Origin of the sequence: Pseudomonas monteilii NBRC 103158 = DSM 14164 (genome assembly GCF_000730605.1) — a bacterium.
Classification (GTDB): Bacteria; Pseudomonadota; Gammaproteobacteria; order Pseudomonadales; family Pseudomonadaceae; genus Aquipseudomonas; species Aquipseudomonas monteilii.
The window spans coordinates 80274-104122 of record NZ_BBIS01000019.1 but is presented as its reverse complement, the minus strand read 5'-3'; the positions used below and the strand labels follow the sequence as shown (position 1 = coordinate 104122).

23 protein-coding genes are annotated in these 23849 nt (G+C 62.4%); 15 read left to right on the top strand and 8 right to left on the bottom strand.

Going from position 1 to position 23849, the window contains the following annotated elements; translation table 11 throughout:
- Positions 1-3 precede the first annotated feature (3 nt).
- Positions 4-879 carry a dihydropyoverdine dehydrogenase gene (pvdO, locus tag PM2_RS11885; RefSeq protein WP_028698989.1) on the bottom strand — a complete coding sequence of 292 codons (876 nt, stop codon included), beginning with the start codon at positions 877-879 and terminating at the stop codon, positions 4-6.
- Between the two features lie 8 nt (positions 880-887).
- On the bottom strand, positions 888-2252 hold the full coding sequence (locus tag PM2_RS11880) for a dipeptidase (RefSeq protein ID WP_051564693.1): 1365 nt from the start codon (positions 2250-2252) through the stop codon (positions 888-890).
- 146 nt (positions 2253-2398) lie between these two features.
- Between PM2_RS11880 and pvdP the strand changes: the two genes are divergently transcribed.
- Entirely contained in the window at positions 2399-4009 is a 1611-nt protein-coding gene (gene pvdP, locus PM2_RS11875; protein ID WP_016711666.1) for a pyoverdine maturation tyrosinase PvdP, read from the top strand.
- A gap of 56 nt (positions 4010-4065) precedes the next feature.
- Here the strand turns inward: pvdP and PM2_RS11870 are convergent, their stop codons facing one another.
- The 3 genes from PM2_RS11870 to PM2_RS11860 are packed head-to-tail and all read right to left on the bottom strand — an operon-like array spanning position 4066 to position 8631.
- Complete coding sequence (locus PM2_RS11870; RefSeq protein ID WP_028698991.1) at positions 4066-5484, bottom strand: efflux transporter outer membrane subunit; 1419 nt, start codon at positions 5482-5484, stop codon at positions 4066-4068.
- Positions 5481-7448, bottom strand: coding sequence for a MacB family efflux pump subunit (locus PM2_RS11865; protein WP_028698992.1), 1968 nt, complete (start codon positions 7446-7448; stop codon positions 5481-5483). Before PM2_RS11865 ends, PM2_RS11870 begins: the two co-directional genes overlap by 4 nt.
- Before the next feature lies 1 nt (position 7449).
- The gene (locus tag PM2_RS11860) at positions 7450-8631 is read right to left on the bottom strand and encodes an efflux RND transporter periplasmic adaptor subunit (protein WP_028698993.1); all 1182 of its coding nucleotides are present in this window, start codon (positions 8629-8631) and stop codon (positions 7450-7452) included.
- Positions 8632-8861: 230 nt separating this feature from the next.
- Here PM2_RS11860 and PM2_RS11855 point away from each other — a divergent pair, with 230 nt between their 5' ends.
- The gene (locus tag PM2_RS11855) at positions 8862-9362 is read left to right on the top strand and encodes a sigma-70 family RNA polymerase sigma factor (RefSeq protein ID WP_016711662.1); all 501 of its coding nucleotides are present in this window, start codon (positions 8862-8864) and stop codon (positions 9360-9362) included.
- A gap of 37 nt (positions 9363-9399) precedes the next feature.
- Here PM2_RS11855 and azu read toward each other — a convergent pair whose 3' ends face one another.
- Positions 9400-9861: an azurin gene (azu, locus tag PM2_RS11850; RefSeq protein WP_028698994.1), complete on the bottom strand. Its 462-nt coding sequence runs from the start codon at positions 9859-9861 to the stop codon at positions 9400-9402.
- Between the two features lie 299 nt (positions 9862-10160).
- Here azu and PM2_RS11845 point away from each other — a divergent pair, with 299 nt between their 5' ends.
- A complete protein-coding gene (locus PM2_RS11845) occupies positions 10161-10640 on the top strand; it encodes a hypothetical protein (protein WP_019096323.1) in 480 nt (159 codons plus the stop codon).
- 72 nt (positions 10641-10712) lie between these two features.
- A complete protein-coding gene (locus tag PM2_RS11840; RefSeq protein ID WP_028698995.1) occupies positions 10713-12038 on the top strand; it encodes an MFS transporter in 1326 nt (441 codons plus the stop codon).
- Positions 12039-12215: 177 nt separating this feature from the next.
- Here the strand turns inward: PM2_RS11840 and PM2_RS11835 are convergent, their stop codons facing one another.
- Positions 12216-13898: an electron transfer flavoprotein-ubiquinone oxidoreductase gene (locus tag PM2_RS11835; protein WP_080578077.1), complete on the bottom strand. Its 1683-nt coding sequence runs from the start codon at positions 13896-13898 to the stop codon at positions 12216-12218.
- Between the two features lie 532 nt (positions 13899-14430).
- On the opposite strand from PM2_RS11835, the gene PM2_RS11830 reads away from it, so the two are divergent.
- The 9 genes from PM2_RS11830 (at position 14431) to PM2_RS11790 (ending at position 21358) form a co-directional block, all read left to right on the top strand.
- Positions 14431-15180 (top strand): electron transfer flavoprotein subunit beta/FixA family protein, encoded by a 750-nt coding sequence (locus tag PM2_RS11830; RefSeq protein WP_016498683.1) that lies wholly within the window; start codon positions 14431-14433, stop codon positions 15178-15180.
- Entirely contained in the window at positions 15181-16110 is a 930-nt protein-coding gene (locus PM2_RS11825; RefSeq protein ID WP_016711657.1) for an electron transfer flavoprotein subunit alpha/FixB family protein, read from the top strand.
- Positions 16111-16185: 75 nt separating this feature from the next.
- On the top strand, positions 16186-17007 hold the full coding sequence (locus PM2_RS11820; protein WP_016711656.1) for a substrate-binding periplasmic protein: 822 nt from the start codon (positions 16186-16188) through the stop codon (positions 17005-17007).
- Positions 17008-17016: 9 nt separating this feature from the next.
- Positions 17017-17370, top strand: a complete 354-nt coding sequence (locus PM2_RS11815; RefSeq protein ID WP_016711655.1) for a DUF4398 domain-containing protein — start codon at positions 17017-17019, stop codon at positions 17368-17370.
- Positions 17367-18179 carry an OmpA family protein gene (locus PM2_RS11810; RefSeq protein ID WP_016711654.1) on the top strand — a complete coding sequence of 271 codons (813 nt, stop codon included), beginning with the start codon at positions 17367-17369 and terminating at the stop codon, positions 18177-18179. Before PM2_RS11815 ends, PM2_RS11810 begins: the two co-directional genes overlap by 4 nt.
- Positions 18180-18353: 174 nt before the next feature.
- Positions 18354-19796 carry an aminotransferase-like domain-containing protein gene (locus PM2_RS11805; protein WP_012273358.1) on the top strand — a complete coding sequence of 481 codons (1443 nt, stop codon included), beginning with the start codon at positions 18354-18356 and terminating at the stop codon, positions 19794-19796.
- Positions 19797-19860: 64 nt separating this feature from the next.
- Positions 19861-20334, top strand: a complete 474-nt coding sequence (locus tag PM2_RS11800) for a hypothetical protein (protein WP_028698996.1) — start codon at positions 19861-19863, stop codon at positions 20332-20334.
- 130 nt (positions 20335-20464) lie between these two features.
- On the top strand, positions 20465-20719 hold the full coding sequence (locus PM2_RS11795; RefSeq protein ID WP_009684718.1) for a YkgJ family cysteine cluster protein: 255 nt from the start codon (positions 20465-20467) through the stop codon (positions 20717-20719).
- Between the two features lie 33 nt (positions 20720-20752).
- Positions 20753-21358: an START domain-containing protein gene (locus tag PM2_RS11790; RefSeq protein WP_025753288.1), complete on the top strand. Its 606-nt coding sequence runs from the start codon at positions 20753-20755 to the stop codon at positions 21356-21358.
- A 99-nt stretch (positions 21359-21457) separates the two neighbouring features.
- Here the strand turns inward: PM2_RS11790 and gltA are convergent, their stop codons facing one another.
- Entirely contained in the window at positions 21458-22747 is a 1290-nt protein-coding gene (gene gltA / locus PM2_RS11785; RefSeq protein ID WP_016711651.1) for a citrate synthase, read from the bottom strand.
- A gap of 352 nt (positions 22748-23099) precedes the next feature.
- Here gltA and sdhC point away from each other — a divergent pair, with 352 nt between their 5' ends.
- Both sdhC and sdhD read left to right on the top strand, forming a co-directional pair.
- Positions 23100-23486, top strand: a complete 387-nt coding sequence (gene sdhC, locus PM2_RS11780; RefSeq protein ID WP_012315350.1) for a succinate dehydrogenase, cytochrome b556 subunit — start codon at positions 23100-23102, stop codon at positions 23484-23486.
- Positions 23480-23848 carry a succinate dehydrogenase, hydrophobic membrane anchor protein gene (gene sdhD / locus PM2_RS11775; RefSeq protein ID WP_003254214.1) on the top strand — a complete coding sequence of 123 codons (369 nt, stop codon included), beginning with the start codon at positions 23480-23482 and terminating at the stop codon, positions 23846-23848. Before sdhC ends, sdhD begins: the two co-directional genes overlap by 7 nt.
- Position 23849 lies beyond the last annotated feature (1 nt).

The following is a 23849-nucleotide window of genomic DNA, read 5'->3' as shown; positions in this document are numbered from 1 at the left end:
TTGTCAGTTGGGTTCACCGTCCTGAAGGGCGCGGGCTACCCGAAAGCCCAGCCAGTCGCCGCGCACGTCGGGTTCGCGCTCGTTGCGGTTGCCCGAGCGGGAGAAGATGGGCGGTTCCAGGTAGTCGTTGCCGCGAATCTGCCGGTGTGTGCAGGTAGCACCGGTGGTCCAGGCGCTGCCGTCGGTGGGCGCGCCGACATAATCGGTATGCCAGCAGTCCTCGACCCACTCGTAGACGTTGCCATGCATGTCGTACATGCCGAATGCATTGGCAGGGAAGCTGCCGACCGGTGCCGTGTAGGTGAAGCCATCGCGCGGCCCGTAGGTGTTGGCATGCTTGCTGATCTGATATTCCCCTTCCTGGTCGAAGGGGAACGGGAAGGGGTCGGTGGAGCCGGCGCGGCCGGCGTACTCGCGTTCGGCCTCGCTGACCATGCGGTAGGGCTTGCCGGTCTTCTTGGCGAGCCAGGCGATGTAGCCGCGCGCCTCATCCCAGGTCATGCAGACCGCAGGCTGCGTCGGGCCTTGCGGGTAGCTGGGCTTGCCGTTCTTGCACAGCCGCCCCGGGCGGTCGTCGCCGTCGGGCAGCACCGTGTGGGTTTCCTTGGCATAGGCCTGCCATTGCCCGGCAGTCACATGGAAGCGACTCATGGCGAACGCCTTGGCGAATGTCACAGTGTGCAACGGCCCTTCATCGTCCTGTTTGCCCAGTTCGTCATCGGGGGTACCCATCACGTAGCTGCCGGCAGGCAGCACGACCATTTCCGGGCAATCCTTGCAGTCTTTGAAAACCTTGCCCGGTGCAGCAGGGTCGGCAGCGAGGGCTTCGAGCGACAGTGAGAGACAACCGAGGGCAATCAGTGAGGTCAGCCGTTTCATGGGTTTCCTTACGGGTAGTGGGCAACGGGAGGAGGGGTCGGCCTGGCGGCCTTCTGGGCGGCTTCCCACACACGCAGGAAGTTGGCGCCCCAGAGCTTGGCGATGTCTTCGTCGGAGTAGCCGCGCTGCATCAGTTCGGCAGTGACGTTGCGGCTCTGGCTGACATTTTCCCAGCCAACCACACCGCCGCCGTCGTTGAAGTCGGAACTGATGCCGACATGGTCGATACCGATCTTCTTCACCGCGTAGTCGATCGAGTCGACGTAGTCGGCGAGGGTCGCTTCGGGCTCGGCGCCGAGGATGTCGTAGAACGGCGTGAGGTATTCACCGAACTTTTTCTCCGACCAGATCGAGAACACCGGGTCGGTGGTGGTGCCCATCTGGGTTTGGTTCTGTACGTCTGGCAGGCCGTGTTTGGCGCGTAACGCGTTCATCTTTTCGATGGTCGGGCGCGAGAACGGCTTGAGGTAGTGGGAGTAGGCCACGATGTTGACCAGCCCGTCGGTGGCCTTGATGTGTGCCAGGTCCGCGTCGCTGAGGTTGCGGCGAATGTCCATCATGCCTTGCACCCCCGTGTGCGAGGCCATGACCGGTGCGCGGCTCAGCTGGGTGACCTGGGTCAGGGCCTGGCTGGACATCTGCGAGACGTCGATGACCACGCCAAGGTCGTTGAGCCGGGTGATGGCGCGACGACCGATGTCGGAAAGACCGCCCAGCGGGTCGACCGAATCGCCCAGGAAGGGCAGTGGGCGCGCCGAGTCGACCCAGCTGTTGTTGCCGACGTAGCCTGGCCCGAATACCCGCATGCCGCGTGCGGCCCAGTGGTCCAGCTTGTCGATGTCGTCGCCAAGGGGGGCGGCGTTGAGCAGGCTGATGATGATGGCGAACTTGCCTTCACTGACCAGCCGGCGGAAGTCGGCAGGGGTGTAGGCGATGCCGGCCTGCGCAGGGTAGTCTTTGGCGATGCTGGTGATGATCCGATAGCGAACTTCCAGTTCGTTGGCCATCGCCGCCTCGAACCCGGGTGTGGGGCGGTGCGGCCAATTGGGCCCACTCCAGAACTCCGGCCATGACCAGATTGCGATCGAGGCGCCGCTCAGGCGGCCTTTGGCGGCTTTCACCAGGTCGAACTGGGTCGGGCCGTCACGGTTTGCTTCCTCGCCATCGGTGCCATAGCTCAGCGGCACGTCAAGGTGCGCATCCAGGGCCGGGATGCGCGCCTGCAGGGCGTTGGCCCGCTGTTCGATTTCCCGGCCGTAGGAGTGTTTGGCAAGGTAGACCCAATACCACCAGGCGCCTGCGGCCACCAGGAGCAAGAGCAGAACTGCCAAAGCCCATGGCCATCTGCGTGAAAAAAAAGCCTGTTTCTTCATTGCGTACTCGACCGCCTGCACGACGGCCCCATGCCGTTCGAACTTGCTGGGTGAAACGAGCCGAGCCCAAGAGAATTTAGCAACCCTCTAAATCGCTCCCTCAACCATTCGTTTTCGCAGCAGGAGTCACGTCATGAGTACAGTGGATGAAAGTGTCACGTCGTAAGATCCTGGCGGGCCTGGTGGCCGCCGGTGTAGCACTGCCTGCCGGCTATTACGCACGGCAGGCGTGGCAGCGGGCCGAGGAAGCGGAGCTGAGCAGTGACGAGCCTGCGGTGCCGGTCGATGACCTGCCCAATGCGCTGTTAGGTGAACGCCTGGTCGGGATCTGGGACTGGCGCATGACGAGCGATCACCCGGCACTGGCCGAGCTGGCCCGGCCGCAGCAGCTGCTGCTCGACGTAGGGCAGGGTGCCCGTGCCGTGCGCGGCTACCTGGGTACTGCGCCCTATGGCGGTCAGGGTTTGCAGGTATACGGCCCGCTGGCTGCCGACCGGCTGCCGAAGGTGCAACTGAAGATGATGGCGGGTTCTGGCGAGGCCTATGATTGCGATGCCGTGCTGGATGAAATATGGGGCGACTGGAGCGAGGGTGGAGGCAGCGCAACCCTGAGTGGGCACCTACGCCTGGCAGGGACGCAGGCGGGGCATTCCGGGGCGCAAGCGAGCTTTGTCGCCGTCCGCCGACCGTTCGTTCTGGCGCGTGAGCGGCTGCCATACGTGGCGGCCCTGCACGAGGACCTGATTTCACCGCAGCGTCGCTACTATCACCAGCTCTGGCACGCCAGCCGCGATCGCTGGCACCGCATCGATGAATCCCGGCGGCAGATGGTGCGTGCGCTGGGTTGGCAGGTCGGCCCATTGGGCAAGGAGCGCAACGCACGCGGGCATGATCGCCATCGCAACGGCTCCGGCGAGGATTTTCTGTTCATGCATCGGCACATGCTGCATGGCGTGCGCGAGGTCCAGGACCTGCGTTCCTGGGCAAGCCTGCCTGCGGCTCGTCCATCGATCGGGCAGGGTGTTCAGGCGTTTTTCGATTACCTCGACAATCGCGACGGCTACAGCGTCCCGCCCAACTGGCAGGCGGCCGGCGATGAAGCCTTCAGCCAGTGGCTGTACTACGTCAAGAGCAGCCAAGGGCTGCACGCCAACTTCCAACTGTGGGAGGCCCAGCTGCATGATCCGCAATACCTCAGCACCCTGTGTCTGGGAGAGTTGGGTTCACGCATCGAATTGGGGATCCACGATTGGCTGCACATGCGTTGGGCATCCCTGGGGCGTGACCCGAACTCGGATTACCCGATGCCTTACGGGCGTCGCAACTACGATTTTTCCGAACGCTGGTTCCGCGCCGAGAACGACTTCCTCGGCGATCCGTTTTCCTCCCACGTCAACCCGGTGTTCTGGGCCTTTCATGGCTGGATCGACGACCGCCTGAACGATTGGTACCTGGCCCACCAGCAGGCGCACCCGGGGGAAGTGAAGCCGAAGATGATCGATGGCATTCCGTGGTTTGCGCCAGGGCGCTGGGTGCGTGTGGCCGAGCCTTGGCTGGGGCCTTCGCGTGAAGGTTGCGGTGCCTGGGGGCTGGGCAATGGCGGCGGCACCGGGAAACTGGACATCGAGACCATGAAGCTGGCCTTGCAGGTCATTTTCAGCCCTGAAGAAGACGGCGATCGCCTGGCCGACAGGGTGCCTCAGCGGCCTTGGTATGCCCGCCATCTGGCACCCGGCCCGCGACGTGACGGTTTGTAGCGTTGACGATTTTTGGCCGGTGTTGCAGCAGGTAGGGCTCCCGTCGGGGGGCTTGCCTACCTCGCTGTCATCAGTGTGTCCGATGCCGTCCAGCCACCGCCCAATGCCTTGTAAAGCGCAACACTGGCCTGCAAACGTGCCTTGCGCAGCCGTACCCGTTCGGCCTGTGCTGTAAACAGGCTGCGTTGCGCTTCCAGCACGCTGAGCAGGTCTTCGGCCCCGGCCCGGTAGCGGTTCTCGGCCAGATCGAACGCGCGTTGCGCTTGGGTGAGCGCTTCATGCTGCCACTGTGTCTGGCGGTCCAGGCCGTCGACGCTGTTCAAGGCCTTCTCGACTTCGCCGAAACTGGTGATCAGCACGTTGCGATAGGCCTCGAGCAGCTCGTCCTGGCGAGCGATGGCGCGATCACGCTCGGCGCGCAAGGCGCCATTATTGAAAATGGGCGCCGTCAGACCGGCACCGAGGTTGAGCGCCGGATTGCGCAGCAGGTCGATGGCTTTTCTGTCGCCAGTGGCCAGGCTGGCCGTCAAGCTCACCGTGGGGAACAGTGCTGCCCGCGCAACGCTGACATCCGCCTGAGCCGCAGCCAGGCGCGCCTCTGCGCCAGCGATATCCGGGCGGCGCGTCAGCAGTTGGCTGGGAATGCCGGCGGCAATGCTCGGGCCGCTCAGTTGATCGAAAGGCTGATCGGCCAGTTCCAGCGCCTGGACCGGCACGCCAAGCAGGGTTGCCAGGGTGATCTGCGCATCGCGGGCCTCTTGTTGGTAGAGCGGCAACTGTTGTCGCTGGTTGGCCACAAGGCTCTCTTGCTGGGCCAGTTCCAGGGCAGTCGACGACCCGGCCTGGAATCGCGTTCGCACAAGGCTCAGGACCTTGTCGGCGTTTTCCAGGTTAAGCGCGGCGATGCGTGCCTGCTCGCGAGCGGCGAGGGCGCTCAGGTAGGTATCGGCAACGCTGCTCGTCAGGCTCAGTTCGAGCGTGTCACGGTCACGTGCAGTGGCTTGCAGGCCAAGGCGGGCACTGTCACGCGCAGCGGCATTTTTACCCCAGAAGTCCAGCTCGTAGCTGGTCGTCAGGGCCGTGTTGAAGTAGCGGTAGGTCCGCTCGCGGTTCGACGTGTCCTGCTCGCTGTACCCTTGGCCTCGTAGCAAGCGCTGGTGATAGGCGTTGGCGCTGGCGTCGAGGCGCGGTAGCAGGGGGCCGCCGGCAATACGCAGGTCGGCCTGTGCCTGCCTGACCCTGGCCATGGCGGCGCGCAGGTCATGGCTGCCCTGGCGCGCCTGCTCGATCAGTTGGCTCAGTTGAGCGCTATTGAACGTTGTCCACCATTGCGCGGAGGCCGCCGTGCCGCCAGCCGGACTTTGCCAGCTGGCAGGTGCAGCGATACCGCTGTCCAATGGCGCAGGGGTGTGGCTGCAAGCACCCAGGATGGTCAGCAGCGGTAGCAGTAAAAACGGGGTTCTGGTCATGGTCATTCACTGGTCAGGGCGGCGACAGGGTCGAGGGCGGCGGCTTTGCGCGCGGGCATGAAACCGAAGATGACGCCCGTGGCTACCGAGCAGGCGAAGGCGCCCACTATCGCCAGGGCAGAAAACGCCACGGCCACCTTGGCCAGGCTGAGTACCACGCCGATCAGCAACGCCAGGCAGACGCCGATCAGGCCGCCGGTCAGCGAAAGCACCACGGCTTCAGTCAGGAACTGGCGCAGGATGTCGCGCTGTCGGGCGCCAATGGCAATGCGGATGCCGATTTCGCGGGTGCGTTCGCGGACGGTCATGAGCATCACGTTCATCACACCGATCCCGCCGACCAGCAGCGAAATGGCGGCAATGGCGCCAAGCATCAGGGACAACCCGTTGCGTGTCGCCGCCTCGGCCTGGATCATCGCCGCGCTGTTGTCGATCTCGAAGTCTTCGATGCCACCGTGCAGGCTCAGCATCAGTTGGCGTATCGCGCGTTCGGTGTCATGCACCTGGGTACTGTCCGCGGCGCCGATGATCACGTATTCCGGGTGTTGCGTGCCGGAAAGACGTATGGATATCGCTGAGTACGGCACGGCGATGCGCAGGTCGTTTCGCTGGTTGGCGCCACTTGAACCTTTGCTGGCGAGCACGCCGATCACCTGGAAGGGCACGTTCTCGATGAGGATGTACTGGCCGATCGGGTCCTGGCCGTCGACGAACAGCTTCTTGCGCACCTCCGAGCCGATCACCGCCACGGTCGCAGCCGTGGCCAGGTCGTTGTCGGTAAAGAAGCTGCCTTCGCTGACGGGCCAGCTCATCAGCGTCGGGAACACAGGCGAATAGCCGCCGATGGTCGATTCCAGGTCGCGATTGCCGAAGCGCACCTGCGCTTCCACTGTCATGGCCGGCATGATGGACTTCACTTGCGGTAGCTCGGCCAGCGCCTGCACGTCGCTGAGGCGAACGTTGCCGGGCGGAGCGCGCGGTGTTGGAGGGGCACCGTTCATGAAGATGATGTTCGAGCCGAACGCGCCCATCTGGGCCATGACCTGGCGCTTGCTGCCTTCACCCACTGCCAGCATGACGACCACCGACGCGACGCCGATGATGATCCCCAGCAGGGTCAGCGCGGTGCGTGTGCGGTTGCTCCACATGACCCGCCAGGCGGCCTGCAGGGCGTCCCGGGTTTCGCCCAGCCAGGGGCTGCCCTGGCTGTCGGCACGCACCAGGCGCCCGGCCAGATCGACGGCTTGCAGCGCACCAGGGCGACGCGGTGGCGGCGCCTGGTCGGCGCCGCTGTCACTGATCACTTCGCCGTCGCGGATCTCGATGATGCGCTGGGCCCGGGCGGCCACATCGCGGTCGTGGGTGATCAGGATCACCACATGGCCTTGCTCGGCCAGTTCATCCAGCAGGCGCATGACCTCGGTGCCACTGTGGCTGTCCAGCGCACCGGTGGGCTCATCCGCCAGGATGATGTGGCCGCCGTTCATCAATGCCCGGGCGATGGACACCCGTTGTTGCTGGCCGCCTGAAAGCTGGCGCGGGCGATTGCCGGTGCGCTCGCCCAGGCCCAGGCGTTGCAGCAGGGCCTTGGCCCGTTCGGCGCGCGGGGCCGCCGTGGTTCCGGCGTATATCGCCGGCATCTCCACGTTTTCCTGCGCCGAGGCGGAGGGGATCAGGTGATAGCCCTGAAACACGAACCCGAACGCTTCGCGGCGCAACCAGGCCAGTTCGTCATTGCTCAGGCCGGCAACATCCTGGCCGGCGAAGCGATACTGCCCGGCGCTTGGGCGGTCGAGGCAACCCAGGATGTTCATCAGGGTCGACTTGCCAGAGCCCGAGGTGCCGACGATGGCGATGAACTCTCCGGCATGGACTTTCAGGTCGATGCCGCGCAACACATCGACCTGGGGGCTGTCGCCGCCCCCGTAGGATTTGCGGATGCCGACCAGCTCTATCAGCGGAGTGCTCATGTCAACCCTCACCGCCAACAGGGCCGATCAGCAGTTTGTCACCTTCCGCAAGCCCGTCGAGTATCTGCACGCGCAGGCGGTCACTGAGCCCGGTACGTACCTGGCGCGTCTGTACGTCGCCTTTGCCGGTCAGCACATGGGCAGTCTGCAGCCCCTCGCCCTGGCCCCGTCCCTGAAGCGCCGCGATGGGCACGGTCAACACATCCTTGGCAGACCCGGCGACGAAGAACACTTGGGCAGTCATGTCGGCCATCAGCGCGTTGTCATCGTTGTCGACATCCAGCAGCACGGTGTAGAGCACCACGCGGCCGGTCCCGCTGCCGCTTGCCGTACCGGCGGCAACCGGGCTGCCGCCGCCCTGGCTGAGCTGATCCAGCGGTTTGGGCGGGATCGGCAGAATCTGCCTGACAGTGCTGGTCCAGCGCCTGCCGCCGCTGCCCAGGGTGGTGAAGTAGGCTTGCATGCCGGTCTTGACCTGGCCGATGTCGGCTTCCGAGACCTCGGCCCATACCGTCATCGGCGACAGCTTGGCGATCCGCAGAATCAGCGGGGTGCGCTGCTGCGCGTTCAGGGTTTGCCCTTCTCGTGCATCGACAGCCACCACGGTACCGCCGATCGGGGCGTAGATGCGGGTGTAGCCCAACTGAGCCTGCGCGCTGCGCAGCGTAGCCTGCGCCTGGAGAATCTGCGCCTCATACATGTCGATGCGCGCCTGGGTAGTCAGCACCTTGGCCTGGGCGGTCTGCACATCCTCTTCACGCGTGGCGCCGTCGCTGGCCATCCGCTGCTGGCGACGCAACTGTTGTTCGGCCAGGACATGCTCGGCACGCTGCTCCTTGACCTGCGCTTTCAGGGTCTGGATGGCATAGCGCTCGGCATCCAGCTGGGCCTGTTGCGTGGCAGGGTCGATTTCCACCAGCAACTGCCCCTGCTCGACGGTGTCACCGACTTCTACGTGCAACGTGCGGATCTGCCCGGAGGCCTGTGCGCCCACGTCGACGTACTGACGGGGCTGCAGGGTGCCCAGCGCGGTGACACTGGATTCGATGTTGCCACGGCTGACGCTGACGAACGGCCGCTGCTCGGCCTCGCCGGGCAACAGTTGCCAGGTGGCGAATGCGGCCACGGGGATCAGGCACAGCGCGAGCGTTACGGCACGACGGGTAAGGCGTTGAGGGATCATGCAGGATTTCCGACCATGAGAGGGCCGCTGTCACCAAGGATCAGCTAGGGAGGCTGCCGATTAAACGAAAGCGATCAGGGCGGATTTAGCGGGGAGCGCGCGTTGCGGGCGTGGAAATGTAACAACGTCTTTAAGCTTGATGAGAATTATTATATTTTATGCGCTCGCGGTGCCATTAGTTGGCCTGCAGCGGTCTTCTACCATCATCGGACAACAGGGAAAGCGCTTCGATGCCGTCTTCGGGTGTACTGCTCGAGCATTACTACCGTGAACTGGTCGGGTTCCTTCGTTCGCGTCTGGGTAGCCGCCATGCTGCCGAAGATATCGCGCAGGAGGCGTATCTGCGGGTACTCGAGCGGTGTGATGACACGCAGATCTCCCATCCGCGCGCTTTCCTTTATCGCACCGCCCTGAACCTGGTCACCGATGGTCATCGGCGCAACCAGCTTCGTCGCGCCGAGCCTCTGGAGGTTCTGGAAACCGATGAGCGATTCTTCGTCGCCCCCGTGCACGGCGCCTGTCGCCAGGAAGAGCGCCTGGAGTTGCTGCAGCGTGCAGTGGCGGAGCTGAGCGAAACCTGCCGGGCGTGCTTCTTGCTGCGCAAGCTCGAAGGCCTGTCACATGGGGAGATTGCCGCGCGTCTGGGCCTGTCCAAGGCCATGGTGGAGAAGCACATCGTCAACGCCATGAAGCATTGCCGGCTGCGTATGCGCGAGTGGGCCGAGGCCTGAGCGCACGTTCGGCTGTGCGGCCCACTTTCCGATAGCGTCAGCTGCCTGACGAGGTACCGAATGTGAGGGTGCCCTTCATCATGGTGGAGTGGAAAGGGTAGGAGCAGAAAAACGCGTACGCCTGGCCTGCCTGCAGCATGCCGGTGTCGAAAGTGACCGAATCTTTTTCGCCACCCCCGATCAGTCGGGTATGGGCGAGCACGCGCTTGTCGCCCGGCTGGAGGTAGTTATCGGCCTCACCTGCCGCAGCGCCATCGGTGGTCACGCCTTTGATGTCGTCCTTTTTGGCCAGCACCCAGTTGTGGCCCATGATGTACCTGGGCAGTGTGCCGGTGTGCAGCAAGTTAACGGTAAAGCGTTGGCAGGTCTGCGGTACGGTGATCGTTTTCAGGTCGTAGGTCATCTGGTCAGTACTGTGAATGTCTACCGAACAGGGCTCGGCGGACCATGCGAGGCTGGACAGGGTCAGGGCGAAAAAGGCTAGGGCCGGGCGAAACATCTGGGTTCTCCGCGAATGTAAGAGGCAATGCCTTGGGGCATGAGCCTCCTTTAAACGAAGTGCGAGCGTCTGGGTTTAGGCGCGCGGTTACCTGAACGGCTTGACGGGGTGAGCGCAAGTGGCAAACCGGAGTACCGGGCTAAAGGCAAATGCAAATTCCGTCAGTCAATCACTTGATTTATGCGGCTTTCCCGACTTCTATCAAAGTAGACCGCTGCCAGGCATGGCCTTGGCAGTCGCCATAACGGGCGCAGTAAGGTCATGGAATGTACCCATTACCCAGCTGCCCAGGCCCGACCATGGCAAACAAGACCCTGCGCATTCTCATTGCCGACACCCACCCCTGCCAGCGGCTGCAGTTGGAGCGGCTGCTCAATGGCCTGGGCTACTATCGGATCGCCCCCGTTGACAGTTTCGAGGAGCTGCAGCGTTTGGTGCAGTGCGCCTTGCAGCCTTTTCACTTGCTGCTGGGCAATATCGAACTGGCCAGCCATGCCGGGGTTGACCTGGAGCGTTTTTGTCGCGTCAGTACCCAGATCCAGCACGCCCTGCTTTACCATTCCAGCCAGTTGAAAGTGCCTGCGGTGCCGCAGGCCGAGCGCCAGGCGGTCAGCCTGAGCCTGCCGCAGGTGCCCGATAACGAGGCGCTGGAGTCATTCATGGCGATCATCGACGGACCGGTGCTGGTCGGCAAATTGCCGCTGCCGGGCGCCATGCCGGCGGCTACGGCCAGGCCACGGCCGCGCGCCAACTTCGCGCATACGGTGTTCAACCGCTAGCCGCGCAGCAGGCGGGGCAACGGGGCAGCTATTTGCTATCCTCTTGCCCTTTGCCGATTTGCGGACCCTGCCATGACTGCCATCGATACCGCTCGCCCGCCCCGGTTCAGCCGCGGCGACCATCGGACCCTGGGCCTGGCGGCACTGGGCGGCGCGCTGGAAATCTACGACTTCATCATTTTCGTATTTTTTGCGCTGACCCTCAGCCAGCTGTTCTTCCCGCCCGAGATGCCAGAGTGGCTGCGCCTGCTGCAAAGCTTCGGGATCTTCGTCACCGGCTACCTGGCGCGGCCGCTGGGCGGCATTCTGATGGCGCACTTCGCCGACCACCTGGGGCGCAAGCGGGTGTTCAGCCTGAGCATCCTGATGATGGCCCTGCCATGCCTGCTGATCGGGGTAATGCCGACCTATGCCGACATCGGCTATGCCGCACCGTTGATCCTGCTGGCGCTGCGCATCCTCCAGGGCGCGGCCGTGGGGGGCGAGGTGCCAAGTGCCTGGACCTTCGTCGCTGAGCACGCGCCTGCCGGGCGGCGCGGGTATGCCTTGGGCTTCTTGCAGGCGGGGCTGACCTTCGGCTACCTGCTGGGGGCACTGACCGCGACGTTGCTGGCGCAGGTGTTCACGCCGCAGGAAATCCTTGATTACGCCTGGCGCTACCCGTTCCTGCTGGGTGGAGTGTTTGGTGTGATTGGCGTGTGGCTGCGCCGCTGGCTCAGCGAAACACCAGTGTTCCTTGCCCTGCGTGCGCGCCAGGAACAGCCGGTGAAATTCCCGCTGCGGCGGGTGCTGGGCGAGCACCGTCGGGCGTTGATTCCGGCGGCGTTGCTGACCTGTGTGCTGACCTCGGCCGTGGTGGTGCTGGTGGTGATCACCCCCACGGTAATGCAGCAACGCTTTGGCATGAGCGCCGGGCACACCTTCGCCCTGAGCAGCGTGGGCATTGTTTTCCTCAACATCGGCTGCGTGCTGGCCGGGTTGCTGGTCGACCGCGTAGGGGCTTGGCGTGCGCTGATGCTCTACAGCGTGTTGCTGCCGCTGGGGATCGGTGCGCTTTACGCCAGCCTGGTGGGGCAGTGGGAGATGACCTGGCTGGCTTATGCGCTGGCGGGGCTGTCCTGCGGCGTGGTCGGTGTGGTGCCGTCGGTGATGGTTGGATTGTTCCCGGCCGAGATCCGTGTGTCGGGGATTTCCTTCACCTACAACGTGGCCTACGCGCTGTGGGCCAGTACCACGCCGCTGGCGCTGATTGCGCTGATGCCGTGGAGCCCGTGGGTGTGTGTCGGGTTTTGTCTGGTCATGGGCACGGTGGGGCTGCTGACGGCCTGGTATTTTGGGCGTCGTGAGCCATTGGCGTTCGCGGCGGAGCCGATGCCGATCATGTGCGGTGACAAATGAGCCGGTGCATGTCTTGGTTGTGCAGCAGGGCATAAACCGAGCGCCGCCCGCGCGGCGCTCGATCTGATAAGCGCTGAGCCTCTCACGGCGAACACCTCGCAGCCCAGACGCAATTCACAACAAAAAGCCCCCGGCTCGTGAGAGCCGGGGGCTTTTTGTTACGGCAGGGCCGGGGCCTTACATGTTCGGGTAGTTCGGCCCGCCTGCGCCCTCAGGGGTAACCCAGGTGATGTTCTGGGCCGGGTCCTTGATGTCGCAGGTCTTGCAGTGCACGCAGTTCTGCGCGTTGATCTGGAAGCGCTTGTTGCCGTCTTCCTGGGTGACCACTTCGTACACGCCGGCCGGGCAGTAGCGTTGTGCCGGCTCGTCGTACAGCGGCAGGTTGCTGGCGATCGGCACGTTCGGGTCGGTCAACTTCAGGTGGCAGGGTTGTTCCTCTTCGTGGTTGGTGCTGGAGAGGAATACCGAGCTGAGCTTGTCGAAGCTGAGCTTGCCGTCCGGTTTCGGGTAGTCGATCTTCTTCGAGTCGGCCGCGAGCTTGAGGCAGGCGTAGTCCGGCTTGGTGTCGTGCAGGGTGAACGGCAGCTTGCCGCCGAACCAGTTCTGGTCCACATAGTTGAACGCAGCGCCCAGCAGTGGGCCGAACTTGTGCATGGCCGGGCCGAAGTTACGGCTGGCGAACAGTTCTTCATACAACCAGCTGGCTTTGAAGGCACTGACGTAGCCGTTCAGCTGGTCACCGCCCTCGCTGCCGGCGAGCAGCGCGTCGGCCACCGCCTCGGCGGCGAGCATGCCGGACTTCATCGCCGTGTGGCTGCCTTTGATCTTGGCCACGTTCATGGTGCCCAGGTCACAGCCGATAAGTGCGCCGCCGTTGAACACCATTTTTGGCAGCGAGTTGATGCCGCCCTTGGCCAGGGCGCGGGCGCCGTAGCTGATGCGTTTGCCGCCTTCGAGATACTGGCTGATCACCGGATGGTGCTTCAGGCGCTGGAACTCGTCGAATGGCGACAGGTACGGGTTGGCGTAGGACAGGTCGACGATCAGGCCGACCACCACCTGGTTGTTTTCCAGGTGATAAAGGAACGAACCCCCGGTGTTGTCCTTGGCCATCACGTCCAGCGGCCAGCCGGCGGTGTGCACCACCAGGCCCTGCTCGTGCTTGGCAGGGTCGATTTCCCAGATTTCCTTCAGGCCGATGCCGTAGTGCTGCACATCGGACTCGCTGTCCAGGTTGAAGCGCTTGATCAGCTGCTTGCCGATGTGGCCACGGCAACCTTCGGCGAACAGGGTGTATTTGCCACGCAGCTCCATGCCTGGGGTGTACATGCCGTCCTTCGGGTTGCCTTCACGGTCCACACCCATGTCGCCGGTGACGATGCCGCGCACCACGCCGTTTTCATCGAACAGCGCTTCCTGGGCAGCGAAGCCCGGGTAGACTTCCACGCCCAGGTTCTCGGCCTGCTGGGCCAGCCAGCGGCACAGGTTGCCCAGCGAGATGATGTAGTTGCCTTCGTTGTGCATGGTTTTGGGCACGAACAGGTCAGGCACCTTGGTGGCGCTGCCGGCATCCTTGAGCACGTAGATGTCGTCACGCTTCACTTCGGTGTTCAGGGGCGCGCCGAGTTCCTTCCAGTCGGGGAACAGCTCGTTCAGGGCGCGGGGCTCGAACACTGCGCCGGAGAGGATGTGGGCGCCCACTTCAGAGCCTTTTTCCACCACGCAGACGCTGATTTCGCTACCGGCTTCGGCGGCCTTCTGCTTCAGGCGGCAGGCGGCGGACAGGCCCGCCGGGCCGGCGCCGACGATGACCACGTCGAATTCCATGTATTCGCGTTCCACTGGTTCTCTCCTACTCATCAAGGCTCGTGCTGTTGCTTTGTCTTATGGGTGCTTGCGCGCAGTGGCTCATCACGGGAGCGGAACTGTAGCTGCGCAAATGACGGACTACACCGTTTTGTCTTGGCCGCGCATTATATCTACACCACTTGGTGGGTCCAATACAAACGTTTGTTTGAATTTGCCGCAGGCCAGTAAAATCACAGGAGCGCGGCTGGAGGGTGACCGATTTGCCGTATTGACCGGATGGGGTGTTACGGTCAAGATACGAGCGGTTTTACGTTCGCCGTAGGCTTGCAGCCGGGCGCAGGTACACCTCTAAAGACCAGGTGTGGAGCAGGGTTTTGCGGCCTTTGGCCGGTTTGTAGTGGAGTTTACACGCCACGACAGAAAATGACCCGTGAGTATTTGTCGCAATGGTCCGAACAAGACTGTTCGGTCACTGTGAAGTTGTTGCCTCCCGATACGTTTTTAGAGGTGCCCTTGTACCCACGCGCATCGCAGGGCTCAGTCCCAGGCGACTATCTATTCACCGGAGAGTAACGAGGAATCCATGAAGGTTCTTGTAGCTGTCAAACGAGTGGTCGACTACAACGTCAAGGTTCGCGTCAAGGCGGACAACTCCGGCGTCGACCTTGCTAACGTCAAGATGTCCATGAACCCCTTCTGCGAAATCGCTGTGGAAGAGGCTGTCCGCTTGAAGGAAAAGGGCGTTGCGACCGAGATCGTCGTCGTTTCCGTCGGCCCGACCACTGCCCAGGAGCAACTGCGTACCGCCCTGGCCCTGGGTGCCGACCGCGCCATCCTGGTAGAAGCCGCTGACGAACTGAACTCCCTGGCTGTGGCCAAGGCGCTGAAAGCCGTTGTCGACAAGGAGCAGCCACAGCTGGTCATCCTCGGCAAGCAGGCCATCGACAGCGACAACAACCAGACCGGCCAGATGCTGGCTGCGCTGACCGGTTACGCGCAAGGCACCTTCGCCTCCAAGGTCGAAGTGGCTGGCGACAAGCTGAACGTCACCCGTGAAATCGATGGCGGTCTGCAGACCGTATCGCTGAACCTGCCAGCCATCGTCACCACCGACCTGCGCCTGAACGAGCCGCGCTACGCGTCGCTGCCGAACATCATGAAGGCCAAGAAGAAGCCGCTGGAGACCGTTACTCCGGACGCGCTGGGCGTTTCCCTCGCCTCCACCAACAAGACCCTGAAGGTTGAAGCCCCGGCTGCCCGCAGCGCTGGCATCAAGGTCAAATCGGTGGCCGAACTGGTCGAGAAGCTGAAGAACGAAGCGAAGGTAATCTAAATGACTATCCTGGTTGTCGCTGAATACGAAGCCGGTGCCGTAGCTCCGGCCACCCTGAACACTGTTGCCGCTGCCGCCAAGATCGGTGGGGATGTGCACGTACTGGTCGCTGGCCAGAACGTCGGCAGCATTGCCGAATCTGCTGCCAAGATCGCTGGCGTGGCCAAGGTGCTGGTTGCCGATAACGCTGCCTACGCCCATGTGCTGCCAGAGAACGTCGCGCCACTGATCGTCGAGCTGGCCAAGGGTTACAGCCACGTGCTGGCTCCGGCCACCACCAACGGCAAGAATATCCTGCCGCGCGTTGCCGCGCTGCTGGACGTGGACCAGATTTCCGAGATCATCTCGGTCGAGTCCGCTGACACCTTCAAGCGCCCGATCTACGCCGGTAACGCCATTGCCACCGTGCAGTCGAGCGCTTCGGTCAAGGTCATCACCGTGCGTACCACCGGCTTCGACCCTGTCGCCGCCGAAGGTGGCTCGGCCGCTGTTGAGGCTGTTGGTGCTGCGCACAACGCTGGCATTTCGGCCTTCGTTGGCGAAGAGCTGGCCAAGTCCGACCGCCCAGAGCTGACCGCTGCCAAGATCGTCGTATCCGGCGGCCGTGGCATGGGCAACGGTGACAACTTCAAGCACCTGTACAGCCTGGCCGACAAGCTCGGCGCTGCCGTCGGTGCCTCGCGCGCCGCAGTCGACGCCGGCTTCGTGCCGAACGACATGCAGGTCGGCCAGACCGGCAAGATCGTTGCGCCACAGCTGTACATCGCCGTCGGTATCTCCGGCGCGATCCAGCACCTGGCCGGCATGAAAGACTCCAAAGTGATCGTTGCGATCAACAAGGACGAAGAAGCGCCGATCTTCCAGGTAGCCGACTACGGCCTGGTCGCAGACCTGTTCGAAGCGGTTCCGGAGCTGGAAAAGCTGGTCTGATCCGCCTGCTTCACTTATAAAGAACCCGGCCCTCGTTTCGAGGGTCGGGTTTTTTTATGGGGTGAGGAGTGAGGGATGACGTTGCGTGAAACGGGCAGGGCGCTGGCATGCATGGCGGCGCTGTTCTCGCCGCTGGTCATGGCGGCAGGCAAGTGCGAACGCCTGGTGGCAACCGGCAGCCCTGATGCGCCGCCCTATTCGTGGCAAGACCCACAAGACCCTGAACACCTGATTGGCGCCAACGTCGACCTGTTGCGTCAGGTGGCTGGCGAGTTGGGTGTAAAAGTTGAAGTACTGAGCGCAGGTCGTCGCGACCAGGCACTGGAGGAAGTGCGCAGTGGCCGCATGGATCTGCTACTCGACACCCCCATGCAGGTGGAGCAATTGACCGCGCTGGACTACATCCACCCGCCGTTGCAGCTCAACGAGTACCTGGTGTGGACGCGTCATGATGCCCAGCTGACCTTCGATGGCCCGGCGGACCTGGCCAGGTATCAGGGCAGCTTGTCCGAGCGCGCACGGCTGACACCGGCCTTCACCGCCTTTGCCAAGGCCCAGCTCAAGCTGGTGTCGGCGCAGAACCTTACCCAGGCCTTCCAGAAACTGGTGCTCGGCCAAGTGGACTATGTGCTGGCTGGCCGCTATTCAGGCATGGCCATGGCCCAGAGCCTGGGTATGAGCAATGACCTGATCGCCCGTGGCCTGCCGGTGGACCGGCCAGGCCTGTACCTGGCCCTTTCACACAACTCGGCCTGCAATGACAGCTGGTTGCGTGGGCAATTGGCGAAAAAACTGACAGAATTGCCGATCTCCGGTGCGTCCGAGGCGGTCCTGCAACGAAATGTCGAGCGCTGGAAAGCGCAGTTGCAGGTGCCGGCGGACGCCCCCAAACACTAGGAAGATTGCGTGAGAACCCAACCACTAATCCTTGCCTTGGCCATGCTTGGCCTGGCTGGCTGCGCCAATGATCCGGCCCCTGACGAGCAGATGCGCATTTCCGAACAGGCCCTGGAGCAGGCCAGGGCCGTAGGTGCCACCGAGCAGGTCGAAACGCTGAAGCTGGCTGAAGACAAGCTGGCCCGGGCCAAGGCCAACATGCTGACCGAAGACTACCGCGATGCGCGCATGCGTGCCGAGCAGGCCGAGCTGGATGCGCGCCTGGCTGAGGCGCAGGTGCTGAACCAGAAGAGCGAAGAGCAGCTCCAGCTGTTGCAGTCGCGGGTCAAGCGTCTGCGCAAGCAACTGGAGGTACAGCCATGAGCCGCCGCACACCGTTGGCTGCGCTGGTAGTGCTGGCGCTGGCCGCAGGCTTGCAAGGCTGTGCCAGCCAGCGCAGTTCTGCAGCGCTGGATGAAGCCAGTGCCGCCTTCGCCAAGGTCAAGGATGATTCCGATGTGCTGCGCAGTGCGCCGCGCGATGTGATCCGCGCGGGCGAGTCGCTGGCCCGTGCCGAGCGTTTGTCCAGCTACATCGGCACCGGTTCCGATGTGCGCCATTACGCTTACCTCAGCCAGCGCTACAGCGAGATTGCCCGTGAGCATGCCAAGCTGGCGCTGAACCAGGAGCGCCAGACCAAGCTCGATCTGGAGCGCCAGCGCCTGCAGCTGGCCTTGCGCGAGGCCAAGCTGGCCAGCGTGCAGCAGCAGGGCAAGTGGGTCGAGTCGCAAATTGCGGCACTGGCCTCCGAGCAGACCGACCGTGGCTTGGTGATGACCTTGGGCGACGTGCTGTTCGATACCGGCCGTGCCGACCTGAAGAACTCGGCCAGCCGCACCGTACTCAAGCTGGTGCAGTTCCTTCAGCTTAACCCGCGTCGGGTGGTACGTATCGAAGGCTATACCGACAGCACCGGTGCGGCCGAGGACAACCTGAAACTGTCTCGCGATCGGGCGCAGGCCGTGGCTGACATGCTGGTGGACCTGGGCATCGACGAAAAGCGTTTGCAGGTCGAGGGCTATGGCGACCAGTACCCGATCGAGGCCAACGCCTCTGAGCGGGGCAGGGCGCAGAACCGTCGGGTAGAAATCGTGTTTTCCGACGACAAGGGCAGGCTCGCGCCTGCGCGCTGAGTTCGACTCAAAGAAGGGCCGCCATGCGGCCCTTCTTTTTGTCGGTTTAATCGTTTCGATAGTTATCACGCTGTTGTATTGTCGACTATGTTGCATTCTGTCCCAGTACACTTTGCAACTGTTACGGTATCCTTTACCGTCATCGAGCCGCACAAGAACAACGAGCCTGCCGCCATGACCAACCTGCTGCTGTACCAGCGTATCGCCCAGCAACTGGCCGATGACATCCGCCGTGGTGTCTACCAGCCAGGCGAGCGGGTACCCTCCGTGCGCAAGATGAGCGCCCAGCTCAATGTCAGCCATGCCACGGTGCTGCAGGCCTATGCCAATCTCGAAGATCAAGGGCTGATCCGTGCGCGGCCGCAGTCTGGCTACTATGTGCACCAGACGCCGGCCCTGACTGCGCAAACCCCCGACATCGCCCGGGTGGAGCGCCCTGGTCTTGTGACCCGTGCCAGCATCATCCAGCAAGTGCTCACCGAAGCGCGCCGCGATGGTGTATTTCCGTTCGGCGCTGCGGTGCCGCATGTCGACTACCTGCCGGTGCGTGCCCTGCACCAGCAAATTGCCAAGGTCACCCGCTTTCACAGCCCGCGCGCGTTCAGTTACATGTTCAGCCCGGGTTTCGAGCCGTTGCGCCGGCAGATTGCCATTCGCATGCGCGATGCCGGTGTACTGGTCGACCCGCGTGAAGTGATCGTGACCCACGGTTGCGTCGATGCGCTGCAAATGTCATTGCGTGTGCTGACGCGTCCGGGGGACTTGATCGCCGCCGAGTCGCCGACGTATTACGGCTTGCTGCAGCTGGCGGACCTGCTGGGCCTGAAGGTGATCGAAATCCCCAGCGACCCGTCCACGGGCATCAGCCTTGAAGCTTTGCAGCTGGCGGCCAACCAGTGGTCGATCAAGGCCCTGGTGCTCACCGCGCGGCTGAGCAACCCGTTGGGTGGCACCGTCCCGGAAGAGCGGCAGAAACAACTGCTGCGCCTGGCATCGGACTTCGATATCCAGATCATCGAGGACGATATCTATGGCGAGCTGATGTTCGAGCAGGGCAAGACCAAGGCGCTGAAGGCGTTCGACCGGCTGGACCGGGTAATCTATTGCTCAAGCTTCTCCAAGACGCTGTCCCCCGGCGTACGTGTTGGCTGGATGATTGCCGGGCGCTACCAGGACGAAATCCAGCGGCTGCAAACCTTCACTACCCACTCGGCGTGCAGTGTCACGCAAATGGGTGTGGCAGCCTACCTGGAGAATGGCGGCTACGACCGGCACCTGCGCTACATCCGTCAGGAGTATCGCAAGAACCTCAGCGCCTACCAGTTGGCAGTGCAGCAGCACTTCCCCGAAGGCACCCAGATGACCCGGCCTACGGGCGGTTTCATTCTGTGGGTGAGCCTGCCCGGGCGGGTCAACACCCAAGAGCTGCATGTGCGGGCGCTGGAGCAGGGCATCAGCATTGCGCCGGGGTTAATATTCAGTAATACAGAGCAGTTCAACCACTGCATCCGCCTTAATTGCGGTATTCCGTGGAACAAGGAGGCCGAGCGTGCCGTGATTACCCTCGGCTTGCTGGCTCAGCAGTTGTGCCGGGAGCCTGCGCTCACCCTTTTGTAAGGCTTGCCAGCTGCCTGTGGAACAGGGAGCATACGCACTTTTCCTGCCAGTCTGTCCATTTGCCATGAATGCTTTACGCCGTTTTGCCCTGATCTTGTGCCTTGCACCGTTCTGCTGTGCGCCAGCCATGGCTGCGCAGCCGGCCAGTCAGGCTCCGGTCACCCAGGGCAAGCCAGTGCAGAAGAAGGCGGCAGCCAAGCCTGTCCAGAAGCAGGCGGTAAAAAAAGCCGCCAACAGCAAGGCCAAGGCGCGCAAGCCGGTCAGCAAGGCGGTGGCCAAGCCGCTGCCAAAGGCAAAGCTTGACCTCAGCCTGCCGGTCGATATGGTCAACTCACTTGAGCCGAACGTTGGCACCCCGTCGCCGATTCAGCGACGCAAACCCTTGCTGCCGCCCATGTTCACCGAGAAACCAGAAACCAACGACAGCCCGTTCCAGCTCAATGGCCGGCTGATCAACAACGAAATGCAGTTGCAATTGCGCAACGACAGCCGTCATGACGTTGAAGGGGCGGCCATCGATTTCGAGTACCGGCAGTAGCAGTCAAACTGACTGCCGGGTCACTGCACATTTCATCGTGCCAGTAATTTCAAACGCCTGTTTGAGCGGTTACTATCCAGGGACGTTCGTCCCGTTTTGTTCCAGGGAGTCCTGATTTTGGTGAATAGCCATGAATTGCCGTGAGGGCTGCGGTGCCTGCTGCATCGCCCCGTCCATCACTTCTGCGATGCCGCGCATGCCCAATGGCAAGCCGGCGGGCGAGCGCTGCCTGCACCTGACGGCTGCCAACCTCTGCGACCTGTTTGGCAAGCCCGAGCGGCCGGCGGTGTGCGGTGGCTTCAAGGCGGATGTCGAGGTGTGCGGCAGCGACCGTGACGAGGCAATCAGGATTCTGGGTTGGTGGGAGCAGATGACGGCGGCGTGAGAGGCTGGATCTTCGACAACAAGGATAAACATGATGAGATCGTTCAAGCGTATTGCACTGCTGTGTGGCATGGGTGTTTTGCTGTCGCCGGTGGCCTGGGCCGAAAACTGGCAAGTGGCCAAGGACGAGGAGGGGATCAAGGTATCTCTCAGTGAAGTAGCCGGTTCCAAGTACAAGGCCTATCAAGGCGTTACCGTGATCAAGGCGCCGCTGGCCAAGGTGCAGGCGTTGCAGGAAGACGTGGTCGGCGCCTGTGCATGGATTCACGAGTGCAAGTCGCAAAAGCTGCTCAAGCATGAAGGCGACCAGAGCTGGACCTACACCCAGTTCAACACGCCGTGGCCAGTGACGCCGCGTGATTCGGTGTTGCATATCACCACGGTCAAGGGGGCTGATGGCAGCTTGACCCGTAATCTGGTCGAAGAGCCGACCTATGTCCCGGAAGAGAAGGGCTTTGTGCGGGTGGCGAAAGTGGAAGGCTTCTGGAAACTGGTGCCCAAGGGTGACAGCACCGAAGTGACCTACCAGGTGCACACCGAGCCGGGTGGTAGCGTGCCGGCGATGGTGGCCAACAAGTTCGTGGTGGATGCGCCGTTCAATACCCTGAAAGGGCTGCGGGAGCGGGCTGAGAAGAACTGAGGTTTGGTGTTGCCTGTGCCGGCCTCTTCGCTGGCACAGGAAAAAGCCAATAAAAAAAGGCTGCCCAAGGGCAGCCTTTTTGCGTTCGGCCAGTAAAGCTTACTTGCGGTCCTGTAGCGCAACGATGTCGCGCTTCTGCTCGCCGGTGTACAGCTGGCGCGGGCGGCCAATCTTGTACGGGCTGGAGAGCATTTCTTTCCAGTGCGAGATCCAGCCCACGGTACGTGCCAGGGCGAAGATCACGGTGAACATGCTGGTCGGAATGCCGATCGCCTTGAGGATGATCCCCGAGTAGAAGTCGACGTTCGGGTACAGCGAGCGCTCGATGAAGTAAGGATCGGTGAGGGCGATCTCTTCCAGGCGCATGGCCAGTTCCAGCTGCGGGTCGTTCTTGATGCCCAGCTCGCGCAGGACTTCGTCGCAGGTCTGCTTCATCACGGTGGCGCGCGGGTCGCGGTTCTTGTACACGCGGTGACCGAAGCCCATCAGCTTGAACGGGTCGTTCTTGTCCTTGGCCTTGGCGATGAACTTGTCGATGTTCGAAACATCGCCGATTTCATCGAGCATGGTCAGTACGGCTTCGTTCGCACCGCCGTGGGCTGGGCCCCACAGTGCGGCGATACCGGCGGCGATACAGGCGAACGGGTTGGCACCCGACGAGCCGGCCAGGCGAACGGTGGAGGTGGAGGCATTCTGTTCGTGGTCGGCATGGAGGATGAAGATCCGGTCCATTGCCTTGGCCAGTACCGGGCTGATCGGTTTGATCTCGCACGGGGTGTTGAACATCATGTGCAGGAAGTTTTCCGCGTACGACAGGTCGTTGCGCGGGTACATCATCGGCTGGCCCATGGAGTACTTGTAAACCATCGCGGCCAGGGTCGGCATCTTGGCGACCAGGCGCACCGCGGAAATTTCGCGGTGTTGCGGGTTATTGATGTCCAGGGAGTCGTGATAGAACGCCGACAGGGCGCCGACCACGCCACACATCACCGCCATCGGGTGAGCGTCGCGACGGAAACCGTTGAAGAAGGACTTCAGCTGCTCGTGAACCATGGTGTGGTTCTTGACGGTGCTGACGAACTGGGCCTTCTGCTCGGCATTCGGCAGTTCGCCGTTGAGCAGCAGGTAGCAGGTTTCGAGGTAGTCGGATTGTTCGGCGAGTTGTTCGATCGGGTAGCCGCGGTGCAGCAGGATCCCTTTGTCGCCGTCAATGTAGGTGATCTTCGACTCGCACGAGGCAGTCGCCATGAAACCAGGGTCGAAGGTGAAGTGACCAGTGGCCCCCAACCCGCGGACGTCGATTACATCAGGACCAACGGTGCCGGTTAAAATGGGCAGCTCGACGGGGGCAGCGCCCTCGATGACCAACTGCGCTTTTTTGTCAGCCATGTGGCCTCCTATTAATGCTAGAAATCATCAGACAGACCCCCCACGCAGGGCCCGCACCACTATAGAGGGATAAATTCAGATGTCAATTTGCCTAAAGGCTTGTTGAATCAAGCATTCAAGCCTGATTTTTCCCGAAATTCTCGCCCATTTACGCCTTTTGTTCGCTAAAGGCAATGCGCTATTTGGGCTACCCCGTCACGTTGTCATAAGCAGCCTAACTGTCTATACTCGGCACCCGACCGCCAGGGGCTTGCAAGCCCGAACTGCTGGGGGTCGCCGTTCCCTGGGTGGTGGGTACCTGACCAGTACACTTACCAACAACTTTGCCCTGATTCGCTAGGGGCTCTTCAGTGTGAAAAAAGCCGTGAAAAGCCAACGACCTGTAAACCTAGACCTAAGGACCATCAAGCTCCCCGTCACTGCGTACACGTCCATCCTGCACCGTATCTCCGGCGTCATCTTGTTCCTCGGCCTTGCCATCATGCTTTATGCACTGGGCAAGTCGCTGGGTTCCGAGGAAGGCTTCGGTGAGGTGAAGGCGTGTCTGACCAGCCCGCTGGCCAAATTTGTGACCTGGGGCCTGCTGTCTGCCCTGCTTTATCACCTCGTGGCAGGTGTTCGTCACCTGATCATGGACATGGGTATCGGTGAGACGCTGGAAGGCGGCAAGCTGGGCTCGAAAATCGTGATCGTCATCTCCGTGGTGCTGATCGTTCTGGTGGGAGTTTGGGTATGGTAACCAATGTCACGAACCTGTCGCGTTCGGGCCTCTATGACTGGATGGCGCAGCGCGTTTCTGCGGTCGTTCTCGCGGCTTACTTCCTCTTCCTGATCGGCTACGTGGTCGCCCACCCAGGCATCGACTACACCCAGTGGCATGGTCTGTTCTCCAACAACGCGATGCGGATCTTCAGTCTGCTGGCCCTCGTTGCCCTGGGCGCTCACGCCTGGGTCGGCATGTGGACCATTGCAACCGACTACCTGACGCCTATGTCGTTCGGCAAGTCGGCAACTGCGATTCGTTTCCTGTTCCAGGCGGTATGCGGCGTTGCGATGTTCGCTTACTTCGTCTGGGGTGTGCAGATTCTCTGGGGTATCTGAT